At 65.7% G+C, this 20,040-nt stretch carries 17 protein-coding genes and 3 pseudogenes; 13 read left to right on the plus strand and 7 right to left on the minus strand.

What is annotated here, in order from left to right; genetic code table 11:
* The first annotated feature begins 454 nt into the window (after positions 1-454).
* On the plus strand, positions 455-1,486 hold the full coding sequence (locus CRO07_RS04415; RefSeq protein WP_097029488.1) for an AAA family ATPase: 1,032 nt from the start codon (positions 455-457) through the stop codon (positions 1,484-1,486).
* A 331-nt stretch (positions 1,487-1,817) separates the two neighbouring features.
* Here CRO07_RS04415 and CRO07_RS04420 read toward each other — a convergent pair whose 3' ends face one another.
* Positions 1,818-2,381, minus strand: a complete 564-nt coding sequence (locus CRO07_RS04420) for a hypothetical protein (RefSeq protein ID WP_235840944.1) — start codon at positions 2,379-2,381, stop codon at positions 1,818-1,820.
* Between CRO07_RS04420 and CRO07_RS04425 the strand changes: the two are divergent.
* Together CRO07_RS04425 and CRO07_RS04430 are read left to right on the plus strand one after the other, a co-directional pair.
* Positions 2,371-2,610: pseudogene (locus tag CRO07_RS04425) on the plus strand (IS3 family transposase); the annotation flags it as partial. The gene CRO07_RS04420 and the pseudogene CRO07_RS04425 sit on opposite strands and share 11 nt — an antisense overlap.
* A 197-nt stretch (positions 2,611-2,807) precedes the next feature.
* Positions 2,808-3,032, plus strand: a pseudogene (locus CRO07_RS04430) (integrase core domain-containing protein); the annotation flags it as partial.
* 110 nt (positions 3,033-3,142) lie between these two features.
* On the opposite strand, the gene CRO07_RS04435 reads toward CRO07_RS04430, so the two are convergent.
* Entirely contained in the window at positions 3,143-4,081 is a 939-nt protein-coding gene (locus CRO07_RS04435) for an alpha/beta hydrolase (RefSeq protein ID WP_097029489.1), read from the minus strand.
* Between the two features lie 31 nt (positions 4,082-4,112).
* Between CRO07_RS04435 and CRO07_RS19040 the strand changes: the two are divergent.
* The 5 genes and pseudogenes from CRO07_RS19040 to CRO07_RS04460 all read left to right on the plus strand — a co-directional run.
* Positions 4,113-4,187, plus strand: a pseudogene (locus tag CRO07_RS19040) (hypothetical protein); the annotation flags it as partial.
* A gap of 219 nt (positions 4,188-4,406) precedes the next feature.
* Positions 4,407-4,685, plus strand: a complete 279-nt coding sequence (locus CRO07_RS04445; protein ID WP_176504499.1) for an ArsR/SmtB family transcription factor — start codon at positions 4,407-4,409, stop codon at positions 4,683-4,685.
* Entirely contained in the window at positions 4,682-5,680 is a 999-nt protein-coding gene (locus CRO07_RS04450; RefSeq protein ID WP_097029490.1) for a permease, read from the plus strand. The genes CRO07_RS04445 and CRO07_RS04450 overlap by 4 nt, the downstream gene beginning before the upstream one ends.
* Before the next feature lie 14 nt (positions 5,681-5,694).
* Entirely contained in the window at positions 5,695-5,922 is a 228-nt protein-coding gene (locus tag CRO07_RS04455; RefSeq protein WP_097029491.1) for a thioredoxin family protein, read from the plus strand.
* Between the two features lie 50 nt (positions 5,923-5,972).
* Positions 5,973-6,380: a DUF2703 domain-containing protein gene (locus tag CRO07_RS04460; protein ID WP_097029492.1), complete on the plus strand. Its 408-nt coding sequence runs from the start codon at positions 5,973-5,975 to the stop codon at positions 6,378-6,380.
* 716 nt (positions 6,381-7,096) lie between these two features.
* Here the strand turns inward: CRO07_RS04460 and CRO07_RS04470 are convergent.
* Entirely contained in the window at positions 7,097-7,591 is a 495-nt protein-coding gene (locus CRO07_RS04470) for a cell wall hydrolase (RefSeq protein WP_044248613.1), read from the minus strand.
* Between the two features lie 361 nt (positions 7,592-7,952).
* Entirely contained in the window at positions 7,953-11,603 is a 3,651-nt protein-coding gene (locus CRO07_RS04475) for a vitamin B12-dependent ribonucleotide reductase (RefSeq protein WP_097029493.1), read from the minus strand.
* Between the two features lie 567 nt (positions 11,604-12,170).
* Between CRO07_RS04475 and CRO07_RS04480 the strand changes: the two genes are divergently transcribed.
* The 3 genes from CRO07_RS04480 to eno are packed head-to-tail and all read left to right on the plus strand — an operon-like array spanning position 12,171 to position 14,802.
* Positions 12,171-12,584, plus strand: coding sequence for a Fur family transcriptional regulator (locus CRO07_RS04480; RefSeq protein WP_097029494.1), 414 nt, complete (start codon positions 12,171-12,173; stop codon positions 12,582-12,584).
* A 21-nt stretch (positions 12,585-12,605) separates the two neighbouring features.
* A complete protein-coding gene (locus tag CRO07_RS04485) occupies positions 12,606-13,490 on the plus strand; it encodes a DMT family transporter (protein WP_097029495.1) in 885 nt (294 codons plus the stop codon).
* A 34-nt stretch (positions 13,491-13,524) separates the two neighbouring features.
* Positions 13,525-14,802 carry a phosphopyruvate hydratase gene (gene eno, locus CRO07_RS04490; protein WP_097029496.1) on the plus strand — a complete coding sequence of 426 codons (1,278 nt, stop codon included), beginning with the start codon at positions 13,525-13,527 and terminating at the stop codon, positions 14,800-14,802.
* An 88-nt stretch (positions 14,803-14,890) separates the two neighbouring features.
* Here the strand turns inward: eno and CRO07_RS04495 are convergent, their stop codons facing one another.
* Positions 14,891-16,000, minus strand: a complete 1,110-nt coding sequence (locus tag CRO07_RS04495) for an anhydro-N-acetylmuramic acid kinase (RefSeq protein WP_097029497.1) — start codon at positions 15,998-16,000, stop codon at positions 14,891-14,893.
* A 76-nt stretch (positions 16,001-16,076) separates the two neighbouring features.
* On the opposite strand from CRO07_RS04495, the gene tyrS reads away from it, so the two are divergent.
* Positions 16,077-17,327 carry a tyrosine--tRNA ligase gene (gene tyrS, locus CRO07_RS04500; RefSeq protein ID WP_097029498.1) on the plus strand — a complete coding sequence of 417 codons (1,251 nt, stop codon included), beginning with the start codon at positions 16,077-16,079 and terminating at the stop codon, positions 17,325-17,327.
* Between the two features lie 173 nt (positions 17,328-17,500).
* On the opposite strand, the gene CRO07_RS04505 is transcribed toward tyrS, so the two are convergent.
* Both CRO07_RS04505 and CRO07_RS04510 read right to left on the minus strand, forming a co-directional pair.
* Positions 17,501-18,094 carry a peptidylprolyl isomerase gene (locus tag CRO07_RS04505; protein ID WP_097029499.1) on the minus strand — a complete coding sequence of 198 codons (594 nt, stop codon included), beginning with the start codon at positions 18,092-18,094 and terminating at the stop codon, positions 17,501-17,503.
* Positions 18,084-18,593 carry a peptidylprolyl isomerase gene (locus tag CRO07_RS04510; RefSeq protein ID WP_097029500.1) on the minus strand — a complete coding sequence of 170 codons (510 nt, stop codon included), beginning with the start codon at positions 18,591-18,593 and terminating at the stop codon, positions 18,084-18,086. Before CRO07_RS04510 ends, CRO07_RS04505 begins: the two co-directional genes overlap by 11 nt.
* Positions 18,594-18,743: 150 nt before the next feature.
* On the opposite strand from CRO07_RS04510, the gene CRO07_RS04515 reads away from it, so the two are divergent.
* Positions 18,744-19,937 (plus strand): phosphoglycerate kinase, encoded by a 1,194-nt coding sequence (locus CRO07_RS04515; protein WP_097029501.1) that lies wholly within the window; start codon positions 18,744-18,746, stop codon positions 19,935-19,937.
* The last annotated feature ends 103 nt before the right edge of the window (positions 19,938-20,040 follow it).

The following is a 20,040-nucleotide window of genomic DNA, read 5'->3' on the forward strand; positions in this document are numbered from 1 at the left end:
TCACCACCTGCCTGACCTTGCGCAACGGATGCCGCGCGGGGATGCGAGCCTCAAGATCGACATAGCTGAACAGCGAACCGCTCGTCTCGTCCGTCCCCCGCATCTTTGCCCCCTACGTTACCGTGCCGAGGGTGAATCATGTTCCTCAAACCGGGCCAAGGGCCGACTTCTTCAGCAGCCTGTTAGCACCTGTACCTTGGTTTCGGGAATACTGGGCCACTTCTTCGTTTTTCAGATTTCCGCGAAAAATCAGTGCCTTGACTCGAATCATCCGCTCGGATTGCAGTCATTTCCGATGGAACGACCGCCCTCCGGCTTACTTACGGCAGGCCGCGTGACCCTCCCGAATACCCCGCGCACCCTGACAGCCTGACCACCTGATCACGATTTTCCCGCCCGTTTCCGGACGGCCCTTTGGCCGCCCGACGGCCCTCTCATGCCCTGTGGAACCCCCATGCCCCGCATCCCGATCACCGAGCCGATCTTCCCCGATCCCGCCTTGAGCGAGTCCGCCATCCGGGAGCGGCTGTCGCACCATGCCCGGCGCCTGGAGGTGCGGAAGTCGGGGCTTGTCATTCCCGACCATCTCGCCGCGCAGGGCAAGCTTGAGGAGTGGCAGCAGCGTATCGCCCTGTCGCGCACTGTGCGAGAACGCATTGCCCGGCGGGCGGCACGTATTTCGGCGCGCGCCGACCGTCGGTCGCCTCTCTCCCGCCTGAAACGGGAGGAGCGCGAGCGCTTCGAGGTGCTGCGGAACGGCGTGGATCTGGTCGCCCTTCCGTCCGAACACCGCGCGGACGAGATCGCGGCCGCGCTGCACGCGGAGTTTCCCTGGATGGGGTCGGCGAACGAGGCAATCTTGCACGCAATGCGGCGGTCGGTGCAATCCGGCGAAGCGGGGCTGCGATTGCCGCCGATGCTGCTCGACGGGCCGCCCGGCATCGGCAAGAGCCGCTGGGCGCGGCGGCTTGCGGGCCTCATTGGCGTGCCCGAGATGATCTTCGAGGCCACGAACGAGAATGCCAGTTTCGGCCTCGTTGGGAGTCAGCGCGGCTGGGGCAACGCCGTGCCCGGGCGGCTGGTGAACCTGATCCTCACCCGGCTGGTCGCCAACCCGGTGATCGTGGTCGATGAGGTCGAAAAGGCCGGCGAGGCGCGGTCCCACCAGGGACGAACCTTCTCGCTGACCGACGCGCTGCTGCCGCTCCTCGAACCGCTGTCGGCGCGGCGCTGGACCTGCCCCTATTACGAGGTGGCCTTCGACATGGGCTGGATCATCTGGGTGCTGACCTGCAACGACTGGCGCCGGCTGCCCGAACCCTTGCTCAGCCGGTGCCCGCCAATCCGGCTGGAGTCGCCGTCGCGCGATCATCTGGTCGCGTTCGCTGGGCGCGAAGGGGCGCGGCGCAGTCTTTCCGACGCCTCGATCGACGCGGTCTGCACCGCGATCTCCTGGGCGGCGGTACAGGGGCACACCCAGCACTGAGGCCAAGGGATAAGTCTGTCCGGTGAAAGGGGAGTTCTTGCCCTCAGCCGATTTGTGCAACAGAGCCGGTGCGCTCCCGCTTCATCCTGACGATGGCCGCCAACAACCTCGCCCGACTGCCCCGACTGCTGGCCGCATGACGATGAGCAGGGTCGCTGCGAGCGCCTGGCGCTTGGGCGAGCCACTCGAATGCATTCTGTACCGCGTCCTCGAGAGCCATGCCAATACCGTCCTTGGCGCTTCCAGGGGCAGTCTGCTCCGCCGGGGCGGAGGTTGCAACGGCGACCACGCACCGCGGGGTGCCGAGGCATCTGCGGGACGGGCCTTTCCGTTACTTGCGCTCCTCGGCCAGCCCCAGTTCCTCCCACATCCAGCGGAAATCATAGTCGGCAAGCGGCGAGCCCTCGTTCCGGGCGCTGCTGTTCTCCAGATACTTCAGCCAGTCCACTACCTTCCTGCGGACCGCCTGCCGGGGGCTCTTGCCGCCCAGCATAGGGATCGGCCGGTCGAGCGTTGCGCGGTAGTGCCGGTCGAGATGGTCCTGCATGATCTGGCGGGCGACGTCGGGCGGGATCTCTTCCGCCGGTTCCTCGCGCTCGCCGCGAGCAGCGCGGTCGCGCATCGCCTGCTCGACGGTCTGGATCGTGGTCAGCGGCGGCCGCAGGAGGTCGCCGACAGCGGCCATGATCATCGCCTCGCCCCGCGCGGCGCGCTCCTTCGAGTTGACGCGCAGGATCAGCGCCTTGCCCTTCAGTTCCAGCGATCCGAGCACGGTGCCGCCCTCCGAGAAGGTTTCGAGCGCGAGACCTGGCGCGGCTTCCTTCTTCTTGCCCGTTGCTGGCTTCGTCCGGGCAAGCCAGTCCCACGACTTCGATCCGTCGCGCGACAACGGCATCACTTGCTCGATGAGCCGGGCCGGAAACGTCTGGGATAATTCGGCGATGGAGAGCTTCTTTTCATCACTGAAGACCGAACGGACGGCACGAAAGGTCTACCGCACCCGAGACGAGGCACGCGCCGACGTCTTCGACTACATCGAGCGCTTCTACAACCCGCGCAGACGCCATTCGAAACTCGGCTACCTCAGCCCCATGAAGTTCGAGGCACGCGCCATGCTAGCTTAACCTCCCGTCCTCGAAACCGGCAGCAGGCCAAATCGACAGCTTCTGCCGCAAGTGCATGCGTCGGATGATGTTCAAAAGCCCCATGTGGATCACTCCGTTGCCCCCGCCGCTCTCCGCTTCGGGAAAGGTTCACAGGGCTCAATTCTCAGTGGAAATTACGCGCCTACCCGGATCAGTTCTGGCTGGAAATCAACAGCCCCTGCTTCACGCCGGTCCAGAGCCCGCAGAGCAACGGCATCTCGGAGGCCTTCGTGAAGACGCTGAAGCGCGACTACGTCCAGGTGACGCCGTTGCCGGACGCACAGACTGCTCTCGGATTGATCGGAGTCTGGATCGAGGACTGCAACGACAACCACCCGCACTCAGGGCTGAAAATGCGCTCGCCCCACGAGTTCATCGCAGCCCAAACCGCAACCGCCTGAGTGTCCGGTGAAACAGGGGCAAGACCAGGGTCTGCGCATCTGCGCCATGCGGAAGCGATTTCATCAAGATCGTCGCGCCATAGACCGCGGTCCGGCGCCATTCATTGCGTTCATCGGTTCCGCGGAAACAGAGGAGCCAGCACCAGTCCCGCTGTCCCCTGAAGAACGGTCGCCCCCTCGTCGAACAGCACGGCGTTGCGACCGAACAGACTGTGGTGACCCTGCCGGATGCGGCGAACCAGGGCGATCAGGTCCGGCGAACTGCCCACCTTGAGATGTCCGGTGATCTCGCCCGGGTCCACGGCGCTGAGGTCGATGATGCCGACGTCCAGCCCGCCCAGTTCCTCGCGCGTCTGAACGTTGCCGACACGCCGCGCCTTTCCGCGCAGGCGCGCCGACCATCGCAGTGCCTTGTCCTTGTCGGACACCAGCAGATAGATCGGAACGCCCATCGCCAGGACAGTTGCCGCCTGACGACGAAAAAGGTCAACCTCCAGATCGGCGGCGATCAGGACCAGCGCGTCAATCTTGCGGAGGCTGGCAACGTCTCCCATAAGGGCCAGCGTCCTGAGACCTTCCATGGCAAGGAACGCCCCCATCGAATGGGCAATGAGGTTGTAACGCTCCAGTCTTGTGCGGCGCATGAGCTGCAACGTCTCGACCAGCGCGTCGCGGGAAAAAAGCGCATGTTCCCGGTCCGCAGCATAGCCGAGCAGCCGCGCCTCGGACGGCCACGAGAACAGGACGCCAACGCCGGGCGCGGCAAGATCGTGCCGCAGTTGGACATGCCGCATCAGCGCCTCGGCGAAGTTGGTGTTGAAGCCGTGGATGAACATGGCACCGATGCGCGGAGGTGGGGCGTCGGCCGCGGCGGCATTTACCGCATCGACGAAGGCCCGCGGACCGCCGAGCGTTTCGGCATCCTTGACCACGAAGTCTCTGTTGGGGTCCGGCCGGCCCTTCGGGAAGCGGATCGTGCCGAAGGTATGATCCGGCGGGACGACGACATCGAAGCGCGCGAACCACGACCTGCCGCCACTCCTGGGCATCTCGGAGGCGGCGCGGCGGGTCGAGGCGCTGGTGCGCGCGATCGCGGCGCAGGATCATCCGGTGGTGATCCGCGGCGCGCCCGGCACCGGCAAGGGGCTTGTCGCGCGGCGCATCCATCGGCTGTCGGACCGCAGCGCAGCGCCGTTCCTCGAGGTCAACCTGACGCGCGAATCCGATCCGGCCGCCGCGCTGAGCGAAGCGGCCGTGCGAGTTGATCCGGGACGGGCCGAATGGGGCCAGAGGCGCGCTTCTCCAGCCGGGTTGATCCAGATCAGGGCGTCCAGTCCCCCTCATGCGCCAATGCGCATATTGCGGAGGAACCTGATGATCGTGACTGTCCTCTCTGCCCTTGCCGAACCGACCCGCCTTTCGGCAATGCGCCTTCTGGCCGATGGGTCGGAACATTGCGTCTGCGAACTGATGCGCAAGCTCGGCGCGACGCAAAGCCGGATGTCGCGGCACATGCAGGTGCTGAAGCAGGCCGGCCTCGTGGTCGATCGCCGCGATGCGCAGTGGGTGCGCTACCGGATCAACCCTGACCTTCCGCCGGCCCTGTCCCGGCTGCTCGATGCCGTGCTGGCTTCAGAGGAGGTCTGGGCATGAGCGTCTTCGGCTGGATGAACGACCAGATCCTGCGGATGGTCTGGCTGAACGATCTTGTGGAGAACGGCGTGCGGGCGGTGGGTCTCGATCCGGCCTCGCGGCTGGGAGGGTCGGTCCAGTTCTTCGTCTATGACGTGATCAAGATCTTCGCGCTGCTGTCGGTGCTGATCTTCGTCATCTCCTGGGCCCAGAGCCATTCCCCGCCCGAGCGCACCCGCGCGCTGCTGGGCGGCCGGTCGGGGCTTGGCGCGAACACGATGGCCGCGCTGCTCGGCACGCTGACGCCGTTCTGCTCCTGCTCGTCGATCCCGCTCTTCATCGGCTTCACCGCCGCCGGCCTGCCGCTGTCGGTCACGTTTTCCTTCCTGATCTCGTCGCCGCTGGTCGATCTTGCCTCGGTGATCCTGCTGGCCTCGATCTTCAACTGGCCGATCGCGCTGGCCTATGTCGCGGTCGGGCTGGTGGTGGCGGTCGTCGGCGGCACGGTGATCGGCCGGCTGGGGATGGAGGATCAGGTGGCCGCCTTCGTGCGGACGGCTCCCGTCTCGGGCGAGGCCGAGCGCCTGACGCAGCGCGAGCGGCTGGCCTATGCGCGTGATCAGGTGGCCGAGATCGTGCGGCGGGTCTGGCCCTATGTGCTCATCGGCGTGGGCATCGGGGCGGCGATCCACAACTGGATCCCTGCCGAGGTGGTCTCGGCCCTGATCGGGCAGGACAAGTGGTGGTCGGTCCCGCTGGCGGTGCTGGTGGGGATCCCGATGTACGCCGACATCTTCGGGACGCTGCCGATCGCCGAGGCGCTGGTCGGCAAGGGCGTGGGATTGGGCACGGTGCTGGCCTTCATGATGGCGGTCACGGCCCTCTCGCTGCCGTCGCTGATCCTGCTGCGGCGCGTGGTGAGACTGCCGCTGCTGGTCACCTTCACGGGCGTGGTGACGGCGGGCATCCTGTCCATCGGCCTGATCTTCAATGCGATTTCCAACTGGTTCATCTGAAGGGGGAAGCGACCATGATCATCAAGATCCTCGGCTCGGGGTGCAGGAAATGCGTGACACTGGCCGAGAATGCCAGTGCCGCCGCCGTGGCGGCGGGCAAGCAGGCCCAGATCATCAAGGTAACGGATTTCGCCGAGATCGCGGCCTATGGCGTGATGTCTACCCCGGGGCTTGTCGTGGACGACAAGGTGGTGTCGGCCGGCAAGGTGCTGACGGCGGAGGACATTGCAAAGCTGCTTTGAGGGCCATTTGCCCCTACACGGTTCACCCCTCGGATCAGGAGGTCTCGGCTATGCGAACGCTTCCCATCATCTGGCAACGGCTGGTCAGTGCGGACGGCACGACCTGCCCGAGGTGCCACGGCACCGGCGAGGAGGTCCGCCATGCGGTGGCAAGGCTCCGAGCGATGCTTGATCCGCTCGGGTTCGTGCCCGAGTTGCAGGTGAAAGAGATCGACGAGGCGCGCTTCGCCGCCGACACGCTCCAGTCGAACCAGATCCTGATTGCCGGGCAGCCGCTCGATGTCTGGCTGGGTGGTGCGACCGGCAGCAGCCGGTGCTGCGACCAGTGCGGGGACAGCGAGTGCCGCACGCTTGAACTGGAGGACCGGTCGTATGAGGTCATCCCGGAAGACCTCATCCTGAAGGCGGCCCTGAAGGCCGCGTCGGCGCTGGCGGTCTCCTCCCGCGGCGGCGTCTGACCGAGCGATCCAAAAGTGGGCCGGCGCTGTCGCAGCGGGCGTACCCGTTGGCGCGCGTCAGCCCGGTGACCGATGCCCCGGCGGGCGGCTGAGCCGTCACCCGGGATCTGCCGCTTGGTCAGGGTGCGGGCGGCACAGACGGATCTCCGTTACAAAAGCTTCGCTTGACGTGCAGCCTGACTATTCCATAAATCCCGAAATATAGAAAATGAAGCCGCCGCCCGCCACTTTGCCGCCCTCGGCCACGCCGGCTGCCTTGCCGTCGTCCGGCTGCTGTTGCGGCATGCGCCGCGGGGGGTGCGGCCGACCGAGATCGCGACGACGCTCGGGATGAAGCCGAACACCATCTGGCAGAGCTGGAGGTGGCGGGGCTGACTGGCTCGACGCGCGAGGGCTGCTCGCTGTTCTACAGCGTGCGGCTGCCCGAACTGGCGGCGCTGATTGGCTGTTCCTGCTCTACAAGTTGGCGGGGATCGTGACCAACCTTGTCCGCAGGCTGGCTCGCCGCGCGTTTCGGGCTGACCTCGACGCTTTATGCCGGCCTCGGCTTCCTGTGCATCCTCGTAGGTCCGTCCATGGTTCGCATCAGCGGCTGGCGCATGATTATGCTGGCTCAACTCGGCCGCGCTGCCACGTCTGGCGTGTGAAAGATGGTTCGCGGTTGAACCGCCGTTGAACGCCTTTGCACCCGCCGTACGGCAGCCCCTCAGAATCATTCACCAGCCTCGCCAACCCGTGATGCCCTCGATTGGCTGAGGTGGAACGGGCTGTGTCACGAGGTAATTCTTGCGCTTCTCGTAGAAGGCGTTCCCGCCCGTCACGAGGACGTAGTGCATGTTGTCGTAGGGAAACCGGTGGCCGGCGGTATGGAAGAACATCGCGCTGCCGATCATCGGATGGCGCTCGCCCTGCAGGACGGACCGGGCCGTCTCGCGCACCAGCGGCAAGGACCGCGAGTCCATCCGTCGGGACATGATGCGGGGAGCGAACTGACCCCGCTGGGCGACGACGCCGCAGACGGACCTCGGATACTGGCCTGACTCGACGCGGTTCATGACCACGCTGCCCACCGCGACCATCCCGTCGCGGCTGGAGCGGTTGGATTCGAAATACATCGCCCGCTCCATGCACTCCTGCGGGGAGCGGCCGCAGGCCCCGAGCAGCAGGCCCGCCACGAGACCGGCGAGGAGTGTGGTCCGGGAGAGGTTCATCGCGAAATCCTCATCGAGCAATCCGTCCCTGCGGCGCCACCGGCAGGGCAAGCGGAAGCGCCTTGAGCCGCCTCGCGTCCTCGCCAACCGCCGGCACCCGACTTGCCGCTCGCGAGGATCAGTGCAGGGCCGATCACGTCTCTCGGGTTCAAGCGCATCCTTCCGCCTCTGAACATCCGGGGGCACAGGTCGCACCCCGAGTTTCGTCAGTGTTATCCGCCTCTTGCACGAGATCTCCCCGACGGCAAGGACCAGAAGTCGGGGCTGCAAGAACCGCGCGGGACAGACTTTACCCCCCAAACCGGGACAATCTTGCCCGATTTGGGAGGAACTTTCGCCGCAGCGACACAAAGGCTGTCGCTCAGCTACAGCCGCTTGTCCCGCCGCAGGTGTTGCACTTCATGCAGGTGCCGTTGCGCACCAACGTGTAGTTGCCGCATTCGCCGCAGGGGTCCCCCTCGTAGCCTTGCATCTTGGCCTTGGTCCGGGCGTCCATCGCCACCGTCCCCGACGCCAGCGCCGTGCTGCGGGTTTCAACAAGGCCCATCAGCGAGCCGTGTTCGAACCCGACCGCCATACCGCCCTGAAGCACCGTCAGTTCCTGCGGCAGGCGCTTGCGCAGGTAGCCGGTCGAGCTGATCTGCTTCAGCACCTCAAGGCTACGCGAGGCGGCGGCCTCGGAGACCTCGGTCACGTTCGACCGCTTGCCTTCCTCGGTGCCGCCGCCGAGGTCGTCGAAGCTCGCGCCCTGCGGTTTCACATGGGCAAGGTCGGTGCGGTCGAGGTAGGAAATCGCCAGCTCGCGGAAGATGTAGTCGAGGATCGACGTCGCGTTCTTGACGCTGTCATTGCCCTGCACCATGCCGGCCGGCTCGAACTTGGTGAAGGTGAAGGCGTCGACGAACTCTTCCAGCGGCACGCCATATTGCAGGCCCACCGACACGGCGATGGCGAAGTTGTTCATCATCGCCCGGAAGCCCGCGCCTTCCTTGTGCATGTCGATGAAGATCTCGCCCAGCGAGCCGTCCTTGTATTCGCCGGTGCGCAGATAGACCTTGTGGCCGCCGACGATCGCCTTCTGGGTATAGCCCTTGCGACGCTCGGGCAGCTTTTCGCGGTGCGAGCGGACGATCTCCTTGACGATCACCTTTTCGACGATCTTTTCGGCCAGAACGATGGCCTTTTCATGGGCCGTGCCGGTGGCGAGGATTTCCTCGGCTTCCTCGTCATCCTCGACCAGTGCCGAAGCCAGCGGTTGGCTGAGCTTGGATCCGTCGCGGTAAAGCGCGTTGGCCTTGATCCCCAGCGAGTGGGACAGTTCATAGGCCGCCAGCGTTTCCGCGATGGTGGCCGAGTTCGGCATGTTGATCGTCTTGGAAATCGCGCCCGAAATGAAGCTTTGCGCCGCCGCCATCATGTGGATGTGGCTTTCCACCGACAGATACCGCTTGCCGGTCTTGCCGCAGGGGTTGGCGCAGTCAAAGACCGGCAGGTGTTCGGCCCGCAGGTGCGGCGCGCCTTCCAGCGTCATCGTTCCGCACACATGGTCGTTCGCAGCCTCGATCTGGGCCTTGGTGAAGCCCAGGTGACGCAGCAGGTCGAAGGTCGGGTCCATCAGCTTTTCGGCAGGGATGCCAAGGGCGCCCTTGCAGAAATCCTCGCCCAGCGTCCACTGGTTGAAGACGAAGCGGATATCGAAGGCCGACGGCAACGCGGCCTCGACCTTTTCGATCTCGCGGACGCCAAAGCCGTGGCCGATCAGCGCGGTGTGGCTGATCGCGGCGCAATTGGCCAGCGTGCCGTGGCCGACCGCATGGGCCACCATCTCGCCGATCTGGGCGGCGCTGTAGCCCAGCTTTTCAAGGGCCGCCGGCACCGACTGGTTGATGATCTTGAAATAGCCGCCGCCGGCGAGCTTCTTGAACTTGACCAGCGCGAAGTCGGGCTCGATGCCGGTGGTGTCGCAATCCATCACCAGACCGATGGTGCCGGTGGGCGCGATCACCGTCACCTGGGCGTTGCGGAAGCCGTGGGCTTCGCCCAGGGCCAGCGCCTCGTCCCAGGCGGATCTGGCAAGGCTGACCAGCCGCGCGTCGGGGCAGTTGGTCTGATCCAGCGGCACGGGGGCCACGTTCACCGCGTCATAGCCGGACGTGTGGCCATGGGCGGCGGTGCGGTGGTTGCGGATCACCCGCAGCATGTGGTGCGCGTTGCGGGAATAGCCCGCGAAGGCGCCCAGTTCCGCCGCCATCTCGGCCGAGGTCGCATAGGCGACGCCGGTCATGATCGCCGACAGCGCACCACAAAGCGCCCTGCCCTCTTTCGAGTCGTAGCCCAGCCCCATGTTCATCAGCAGGCCGCCGATATTGGCATAGCCAAGACCCAGCGTGCGGAAGTCATAGGACAGTTGCGCGATTTCCCTGGACGGGAACTGCGCCATCATAACGCTGATTTCCAGCGTCACGGTCCAGAGCCGGGTGGCGTGGACATAGGCATCGGCGTCAAAGCGGCCGCCCTCGAAGAAGGTCAGCAGGTTCATCGACGCCAGGTTGCAGGCCGTGTCGTCGAGGAACATGTATTCCGAACAGGGGTTCGATCCGCGGATCGGCCCGTCTTCGGGGCAGGTGTGCCAGGCGTTCACCGTGTCGTGGAACTGGATGCCCGGATCGGCGCAGGCCCAGGCGGCGTGACCCACCTGATCCCACAGATCGCGCGCCTTCAAGGTCTTGGCCACCTTGCCGTCGGTGCGGCGCAGAAGCGCCCAGTCGGCATCGTCCTTCACCGCCTTCAGGAAGGCGTCGGTCACGCGCACCGAGTTGTTCGAGTTCTGGCCCGAGACGGTGATGTAAGCCTCGGAATCCCAATCCGTATCGTAGGTGGGGAATTCGATCGAGGTGAACCCCTGCCGCGCATATTGCAGCACACGGTTGATGTAGGTTTCCGGGATCATCGCACGCTTGGCGGCGCGGATCGCGGTTTTCAGCCCGGCGTTCGCTGCGGGATCGGTGGCGGCTTCGGCCGCGCCGTCCCATGCCTTGATCGCGGCGAAGATCTCGTTCAGCTTCGCCTCGTGGGTCTTCGATCCCGCGACCAGCGAGGCGACCTTCTGTTCCTCGATCACTTTCCAGTTGATGAACTGCTCGATATCGGGGTGATCCATGTCGCAGATCACCATCTTGGCCGCGCGCCGGGTCGTGCCGCCCGACTTGATCGCGCCAGCCGCACGGTCACCGATCTTCAGGAACCCCATCAGCCCCGAAGACTTGCCGCCGCCCGACAGTTTCTCGCCCTCGCCGCGAAGCGACGAGAAGTTGGTGCCCGTGCCCGAGCCGTATTTGAACAGCCGCGCCTCGCGCACCCAAAGGTCCATGATGCCGCCTTCGTTCACCAGATCGTCGGACACCGACTGGATGAAGCAGGCGTGCGGCTGGGGATGTTCATAGGCGCTGTCGGATTTCACCAGTTTCCCGGTGGCCGGATCGACGTAGAAGTGGCCCTGGCTGGGGCCGTCGATGCCATAGGCCCAATGCAGGCCGGTGTTGAACCATTGCGGGCTGTTCGGCGCCGCCATCTGGCGGGCCAGCATGTGGCGCATTTCGTCATAATAGGCACGGGCGTCGGCCTCGGTGGTGAAATAGCCGCCCTTCCAGCCCCAATAGGCCCAGGCGCCGGCCAGACGGTCGAACACCTGCCGCGCGCTGGTTTCGCCCACGATGCGGTCCTTTTCGGGCAGCGCCGCCAGCGCCGCTTCATCGGCAACCGAGCGCCAGAGGAATTCGGGCACGCCCTTTTCCTTCACGCGCTTCAGTCGCGCCGGAACCCCCGCCTTGCGGAAATACTTTTGCGCCAGCACGTCCGAGGCGACCTGACTCCAGCCCTCGGGCACTTCGACGCGATCGTTGCGAAACACCACCGTCCCGTCGGGGTTGCGGATCTCGGAGACCGTGGTGGTAAAGCCGATGCCGCCGTAGGCGCCGCCGTCAACCGTGGTGAACTTCCGCTCGATCTTCATCTCGCCTCTCCGTCCTGTCCCTCGCGGGGGTGCGCCCCGTCGATGATGATGCCCGACCGACCGGCCATGCCTTCAAGCCCCGCCAAAGCAGGACAAGGCGCGCCATGTTGGCGGTTGTGTCGATGTTGGTGGCGCAAACCCCACCAGATCTGGTGGCAGGAAGCGCCGTGCCGTCAATTTGTCGTAAACCCGGCGATCAAGCAACGCGCAAATTTGCATCCGACACCAGATAATGTGCTTGACGGCGCAGGGGCCGCGAAGGGTGGTAGGCATCCCCGCCCTGTGGGCCATTCTGTGGACAAGTCGGGAAGGATCGCGGGACAAGCCGGGAAAGCCTTGGCCAAATCGGCGGTTGCGGGCACGAGCTTGGGCTGTGGATGAAGCGGGGTCCGGCGCGCGGCAAGGGAAGCGCAGGGAATCGCTGCCGTTTCGCGTGGTGGATGCACGGCACTGGCCCCTGCCCCGGCATCCGGCCGATTCCCGGCGCCCCGGCCGCGAAGTGACTGGCAGAGCGGCCACGGATCGCCTAAACCTGCGGCAAATAGGCCGGCAGACCCGGAGCCAGACATGCAGGATTCGATCATCGCCCGCTGCGAGGCCAAGGGCCTGCGCATGACCGAGCAGCGCCGCGTCGTGGCGCGCGTGATCGGTGCCGCCCCCGATCACCCCGATGTCGAGGAACTGCACGCCCGCGCACTGGCCATCGATCCGCGGATCTCGATCGCGACGGTTTACCGGACGGTGAAGCTGTTCGAAGAATCGGGTATCCTTGAACGGCTGGAATTCGGTGACGGCCGGGCCCGCTATGAGGATGCCGAGCGCGACCACCACGACCATCTGATCGATGTCTCGACCGGCGAGGTCATCGAATTCGTCGATCCCGAGATCGAGGCCCTACAGGAAAAGATCGCGGCGCGGCTGGGCTTCCGGCTGGTCGGCCACCGGCTGGAACTGTTCGGAACGCCGCTGAAAAATCGCTGAAGCGCGCAAAGGACACCCCCCATGGAAAACATTCGCGGCATCGTGATGATGGTCGTCTCGATGGCCGGTTTCGCCATGGAGGACATGTTTGTGAAACTGGCGGCAGCCCATATGCCGACCGGGCAGATCCTGCTGTTTCTGGGCGGGCTGGGGGCGCCGCTGTTCTGGGCGCTGGCCCGGCGCGAGGGCAAGAAAGTGCTGTCGCGCGAAGCACTTGCCGGCCCGATCCTGTGGCGCAACGCCGGCGAGATGGTGGGCACGGCCGCCTTCGTGACCGCGCTGGCGCTGACGCCGATTTCCAGCGCCTCGGCCATTCTTCAGGCGACACCGCTGGCCGTCACCTTCGGCGCGGCGCTGGTGCTGGGCGAAAAGGTCGGCTGGCGGCGCTGGATGGCGATCGCGGCGGGCTTTCTGGGCGTGCTGGTGGTGATCCGGCCGGGGCTTGAGGGATTCGAGCTGGCCTCGCTCTGGGCGGTGCTGGGGGTGGCGGGGCTTGCCACGCGCGACCTTGCGACGCGGCGGGTGGCGGCCTCGACATCCAGCATGCAGGTGGGGGCCTGGGCCTTCCTGACGGTGGCCGCGGTCGGGGCGGGAATGCTGATGCTGGGTGGCGGCGCGGTCTGGCCCTCGCCCGGGCAGGTCGGGCTGCTGCTGGGGGCGCTTGGGTTCGGATTCGGCGCCTACTGGGCCCTGATCCTGGCCACGCGGGCGGGCGACGTGTCGGCCATCGTGCCGTTCCGCTACACACGCCTGATCTTTGCGATGATCATCGGCGGCCTGATCTTCCATGAACGCCCCGATGGCTGGATGCTGGCGGGCGCGGGCCTGATCATCGGGTCGGGCCTTTACAGCTTCATGCGCGAGCAGCGCCTTCGCCGTCTTTCCATGCGCCCGGCCGCAGAGTAAGAAGCGCCCAACCATCGCAATCAGGGACAGGCCCATGAGCACGATCATCGACATTCACGCCCGCGAGATCCTCGACAGCCGCGGCAATCCCACCATCGAGGTGGACGTGACGCTGGAAAGCGGCGCCTTCGGCCGCGCCGCCGTGCCCTCGGGCGCCTCGACCGGCGCGCATGAGGCGGTCGAGCGGCGCGACGGCGACAAGGCGCGCTATATGGGCAAGGGCGTGCTTGAGGCCGTTGCCGCGGTGAACGGCGAGATCGCCGAGACGCTGGCAGGCTTTGACGCCACCGATCAGGTCGGCATCGACCGCACCATGATCGAACTGGACGGCACGCCGAACAAAGGCCGGCTGGGCGCGAACGCGATCCTTGGCGTGTCGCTGGCTGTGGCCAAGGCCGCGGCCGAATTCACCAACCAGCCGCTGTTCCGCTATGTCGGGGGCACCTCGGCGCGCGTGCTGCCGGTTCCGATGATGAACATCATCAACGGCGGCGAACATGCCGACAACCCGATCGACATTCAGGAATTCATGATCATGCCGGTGGCCGCGCAGAACGTGCGCGACGCGATCCGCATGGGCAGCGAGGTGTTCCACACGCTGAAAAAGGAACTGGCGGCGGGCGGGTTCAACACCGGCATCGGCGACGAGGGCGGTTTTGCCCCCAACATCTCGTCCACCCGCGAGGCGCTGGACTACATCCTGCGCGCGATCGAAAAGGCCGGCTACAAGCCGGGGCAGGATATCTACCTTGCTCTCGACTGTGCCTCGACCGAATACTATCGCGGTGGCAAGTATGAGATGAAGGGCGAGGGCAAGTCGCTGACCTCGGCCGAAAACGTCGACTACCTTGCCGCGCTTTGCGCCGACTATCCGATCATCTCGATCGAGGATGGCTGCGCCGAAGACGACTGGGAAGGCTGGAAACTGCTGACAGACCGTCTGGGCGCCAAGGTGCAGCTGGTGGGCGACGATCTGTTCGTGACCAACCCCAAGCGTCTGGCCGAGGGCATCGCACAGGGTGTCGGCAACTCGATGCTGGTGAAGGTGAACCAGATCGGCACGCTGACCGAAACGCTGATGGCGGTCGATATGGCGCATCGCGCCCGCTATACCAACGTGATGTCGCACCGGTCCGGCGAAACCGAGGATGCGACGATCGCCGATCTGGCGGTGGCCACGAACTGCGGCCAGATCAAGACCGGCTCGCTGTCGCGGTCGGACCGGCTGGCGAAATACAACCAGTTGATCCGGATCGAGGAAATGCTGGGCGAGATCGCGGAATATGCCGGCCGGTCGATCCTGAAGGGCTAAGACCGGCGGTCAGCGCAAAATCTTTTCAGGGGCGCCAGACGGCGCCCCTTCCCGTTTCACGAAACGATTTTTCAGCGCATCACGACGGTCAGCCTTTCGCGTTCTGGGGCCGACTGATGCGCGCCCCCCCGACACAGGCCGCCACCCCGGTCGTGGAGGGTGCCGACGTCGGCAACCCCCGCGCCGCGCGCACCGCCAGAAAGGCGAAGGCCTGCGCTTCCAGCATGTCGCCATCAAGGCCCACCTGCTCGACCGGAACCACCTCGGCGGCAAGCCGCGCCTCGATCATCGCCATCAGCGTGGGATTGCGCCGCCCGCCGCCTGTCACCAGAACCTGCCGGACCGGCGTCGGGAAATGGCTGGCCCCCCGCGCCACGGCGGCAGCGGCGGCGGCGGTCAGCGTCGCTGCGGCATCGGCATCCGAAAGCCCCGAAACCGCCGCCAGCAGATCCGGGAATGCATCGCGATCCAGCGATTTGGGCGGCATCCGGTAGAAATAGGCGTGATCCAGAAACGCCTTGATGACCGCTTCCGCCACGCGCCCCTTCGCGGCCAGCTGCCCGCCTTCATCCTGCGCCAGCCCGAAGCGCGCCTGCATCAGATCGTTCAGCGGCGCATTGGCCGGCCCGGTGTCGAAGGCAAGACAGGCCCCCGGCGCCTCGGGCGCGGCCTGACGCGGATCGACCCATGTCAGGTTGCCCACACCGCCCAGATTCAGGAAGGCCACCGGCGTATCGGCCCCGACATGCCGCGCACAGGCAAAATGGTAGAACGGCGCCAGCGGCGCCCCCTGCCCGCCCAGCCGCACATCGGCCGAGCGGAAATCCCACACCACCGGCACCCCCAGCGCCTGCGCCAACCTGTCGCCCGAGCCGGCCTGATGCGTGCCCCGCCCGCCCGGCTCATGCGCCAGCGTCTGGCCATGAAACCCCACCAGATCCGCGCCGCGGAACCGCACCAGCAGATCGGCGTGGGCCGCCTCGACGATCCCGGCGGCCACCTCGACACCCGCATCGCCCGGCCAAAGACCCAACGCCGCGCGCAGCACATCCTGTTCCGCCCTGCTGTAGGGCCGATAGGCAGAGGCACCGAACTCGAAGATCCGCTCGCCATCCGTCAGCACCATCGCCGCATCCACCCCGTCAAGCGAAGTGCCCGACATCGTGCCCAAAGCCCAGACCGCGCCACCCTTCAACATGGCTTTCCCTCTCTCGAAGCCATCGCTATACGCGGCCATCATAGCAGACGATGACCGATCAAGGCACGAGGGTCCGATGACATACCATCCGAAATCCGATTTCCTGCGCGTGATGCAGGAACGCGGCTACCTCGCCGACTGCACAGACATGCAGGCGCTGGACGAGGCTTTGGTGAAGGAGGTCGTGCCCGCCTATATCGGCTATGACGCCACGGCGGCCTCGCTGCATGTGGGCCACCTGCTGAACATCATGATGCTGCGCTGGCTGCAAAAGACCGGGCACAAACCGATCACGCTGATGGGCGGCGGCACAACCAAGGTGGGCGACCCGTCGTTCCGGTCGGAAGAACGCCCGCTGCTGACACCCGAGAAGATCGACGAGAACATCGCCGGCATGAAACAGGTCTTCGCGCGCTACCTGAGCTATGGCGAGGGGGCAAGTGACGCGCTGATGCTGAACAACGCCGAATGGCTGGACAGCCTCAACTACCTCGATTTCCTGCGCGACATCGGCCGACACTTCTCGGTGAACCGGATGCTGTCATTCGAAAGCGTGAAAAGCCGGCTCGACCGCGAACAGTCGCTGTCGTTCCTGGAATTCAACTACATGATCCTTCAGGCCTACGACTTCCTGGAACTGAACCGCCGCTACGGCTGCCGGTTGCAGATGGGCGGCTCGGACCAGTGGGGCAACATCATCAACGGCATCGACTTGACGCGCCGCGTGCTGGACCGCGAAATCTTCGGCCTGACCTCGCCACTCCTGACCACATCGGACGGGCGCAAGATGGGCAAATCAGCCGGCGGCGCGGTCTGGCTGAACGGGGCGATGCTGGCGCCCTACGACTTCTGGCAGTTCTGGCGCAACACCACCGATGCCGACGTGGGCCGGTTCCTGAAACTCTACACCGACCTGCCGGTCGAGGAATGCAACCGCCTCGGCGCACTGCAAGGCGCCGAGATCAACGCCGCCAAGATCCTGCTGGCGAATGAGGTGACAACGCTGCTGCACGGCGCAGACGCCGCCCGCGCCGCCGAAGCGACCGCCCGCGCCGTGTTCGAACAGGGCGGCATCGGCGGCGAACTGGAAGTGGTCGAACTTGCCGCCGCCACGCTGGGCGACGGGCTGTCGGTCAGCCATTTCCTCGTGGCCAGCGGCCTTGTCGCCTCAGGCAAAGAGGCGAAACGGCTGATCGCGGAAAACGGGCTACGCTTCAACAACGACCTTGTGACCGACGCCAACGCCACCGTCACGGCGGCCACGATCAAGGACGAACTGAAGGTCTCGATCGGCAAGAAAAAGCACAAACTCGTCCGCCTCGCCTGAAGCAAGGGGCGCACGGCCGCGCCCCAACCCCGGCGGAGACCGCTTTCATTCTGGCCAAAATATCCTCGGGGGGAAGGGTTCTGCCCGCATCCCCTCCTCCGGAGGGGGGCGGGCGGAACCGCCCGCCCACGGGCGGGCACGGGGGGCAGACAGCCCCCCGCCCGACAGCGCAATCACTCGACGACGCTGACCTTCGCCATCGCATCCGGCGTCCGTGGCGGCTCGCCGCGGGTGATCGCATCCACGACCTCCATGCCCTGCACCACACGCCCGACGACCGTATACTGGCCGTTCAGGAACTCTCCCGGGGCGAACATGATGAAGAACTGCGAATTGGCCGAATCCGGGCTTGCCGCCCGCGCCATGCCGACGATGCCGCGATCAAAGGAAATGTCCGAGAATTCGGCCGGCAGGTCCGGATAGGACGACCCGCCCATCCCCGCGCGGCCCGTCGCATCACCCTTGCCGAATTCGACATCGCCGGTCTGGGCCATGAAGCCCTCGATCACGCGATGAAACACCACCCCGTCATAGGCGCCTTCCCGGGCAAGCGTGACCATCCGCTCGACATGCTTCGGTGCCACGTCAGGCAACAGATCGATCACCACCTGCCCCTGCGCCTTTCCGGCAACCTCGATCACCAGATTCGGCCCCGGACCATCCTCGAAGTCCTGCGCGAACACCGCCGACTGCGACAGCGCATACCCCCCCAGAACCGCGACGCCGACCGACATCAGCCCCGCAAGGAAGAACCGTTCAGACGACATCGGCGGCCACCCGAACCGAGATCATCCTGTCGGGATTCGCCGGCGGCTCGCCGCGCACGATCTTGTCGACGAATTCCATCCCCGCGATCACCCGGCCATAGACGGTATACTGGCCATTCAGGAAATCGTTGTCACGGAAGTTGATGAAGAACTGGCTGTTGGCCGAATGCGGGTTTTGCGACCGCGCCGCCCCCAGCGTGCCGCGTGCATGCGCCACCTTCGAGAATTCGGCCGGCAGGTCCGGCAGATCCGACCCGCCCGTGCCTGCGCGCCGCAGGTTGAAGCCTTTTTCCGCATTGCCATTGGCCACATCGCCGGTCTGGGCCATGAAGCCCTCGATCACGCGGTGAAACACCACATTGTCATAGGCCTTGGCGCGGGCCAGTTCCTTCATCCGCGCAGAGTGCTTCGGCGCCACGTCGGGCAGAAGCTCGATCACCACCTCGCCGTCCTTCAGCGTCATGATGATGGTGTTTTCGGGATCCTTGATCTCGGCCATGGGGCCCTCCTCTTTTCCGGTTGCGGGCAACCTAGTGGGGCCAGGCCCTCAGGAAAAGGTCTGATTTGCCCCGCCTGCGGCCGAACGCCGGTTGACGCAACGCCGGGGATCGGCTTGGAAGCGGGAAACTTGCCAACATGAGGGACCGGAATGGGCTGGAAAACACTCGACGATATCGAACTGGCGGGCAAGGTCGTGCTGGTGCGGGTGGATGTGAACGTGCCGATGGAAAACGGCGAAGTGACCGACGCGACCCGGATCGAAAAGATCGTGCCGACGGTGCAGGACATCCTGGCCAAGGGCGGCAAGCCGGTGCTGCTGGCCCATTTCGGCCGCCCCAAGGGCAAGGTCAATCCTGACATGAGCCTGCGCCTGGTCCTGCCGGCGATGCAGAAGGCGATGCCGGGCGTGACGGTCGGCTTTGCCGCCGATTGCGTGGGCGAGGCCGCCGCGACCGCCATCGCCGCAATGGGCGCAGCCGAGGTGCTGCTGCTGGAAAACACCCGCTTTCACGCGGGCGAGGAAAAGAACGATGCCGACCTTGCGGCCGCGATGGCGAAGCTGGGCGATGTCTATGTGAACGACGCCTTCTCGGCCGCGCACCGGGCCCATGCCTCGACCGAAGGCATCGCGCGCCTTCTGCCCGCCGCCGCCGGTCGCCTGATGGAGGCCGAACTCAAGGCGCTGGATGCCGCACTTGGCAAGCCCGAACGCCCCGTCGTGGCCGTGGTGGGCGGTGCCAAGGTCTCGACCAAGCTGGATCTTCTGGGCAACCTCGTGGGCCGGGTCGACCATCTGGTGATCGGCGGCGGCATGGCCAACACCTTCCTCGTCGCCCAGGGCATCGAAGTCGGCAAGTCGCTGGCCGAACGCGACATGGCTGGCACGGCGCTCGAGATCGTCGGCAAGGCCAAGGCTGCGGGCTGCACCATCCATCTGCCGATCGACGTGGTGGTTGCGCGCGAGTTCAAGGCCAATGCCGCGAACGAAACCGTGGACGCCGCCGCCTGCCCCGCCGATGCGATGATCCTCGACGCCGGGCCGAAAACGGTCGCGGCCCTGTCCGAGGTCTTTGCCTCGGCCAGGACGCTGATCTGGAACGGCCCGCTTGGCGCCTTCGAGATCGAGCCCTTCGATGCCGCCACCAACGCCGCAGCACTTCAGGTTGCGCAACTGACCAAGGCCGGGCAACTGATCTCGGTCGCGGGCGGCGGCGACACGGTCGCGGCGCTGAACAAGGCCGGCGCGGCCGAAGGCTTTTCCTACATCTCGACGGCGGGCGGTGCCTTCCTCGAATGGATGGAAGGCAAAGAGCTGCCCGGCGTGGCGGCCCTGAACGTCTGAACGGCGGATTTCCCCGTGGTGGCGCGGTGTTAGCGCCACCAGAATTGCGAAGCGCATCCTGCCGGTCTAGACCCTTTCCGACCCAATCGAAAGGACCAGCGGG

It is taken from the genome of Cereibacter ovatus, from assembly GCF_900207575.1.
Taxonomy (GTDB): domain Bacteria; phylum Pseudomonadota; class Alphaproteobacteria; order Rhodobacterales; family Rhodobacteraceae; genus Cereibacter_A; species Cereibacter_A ovatus.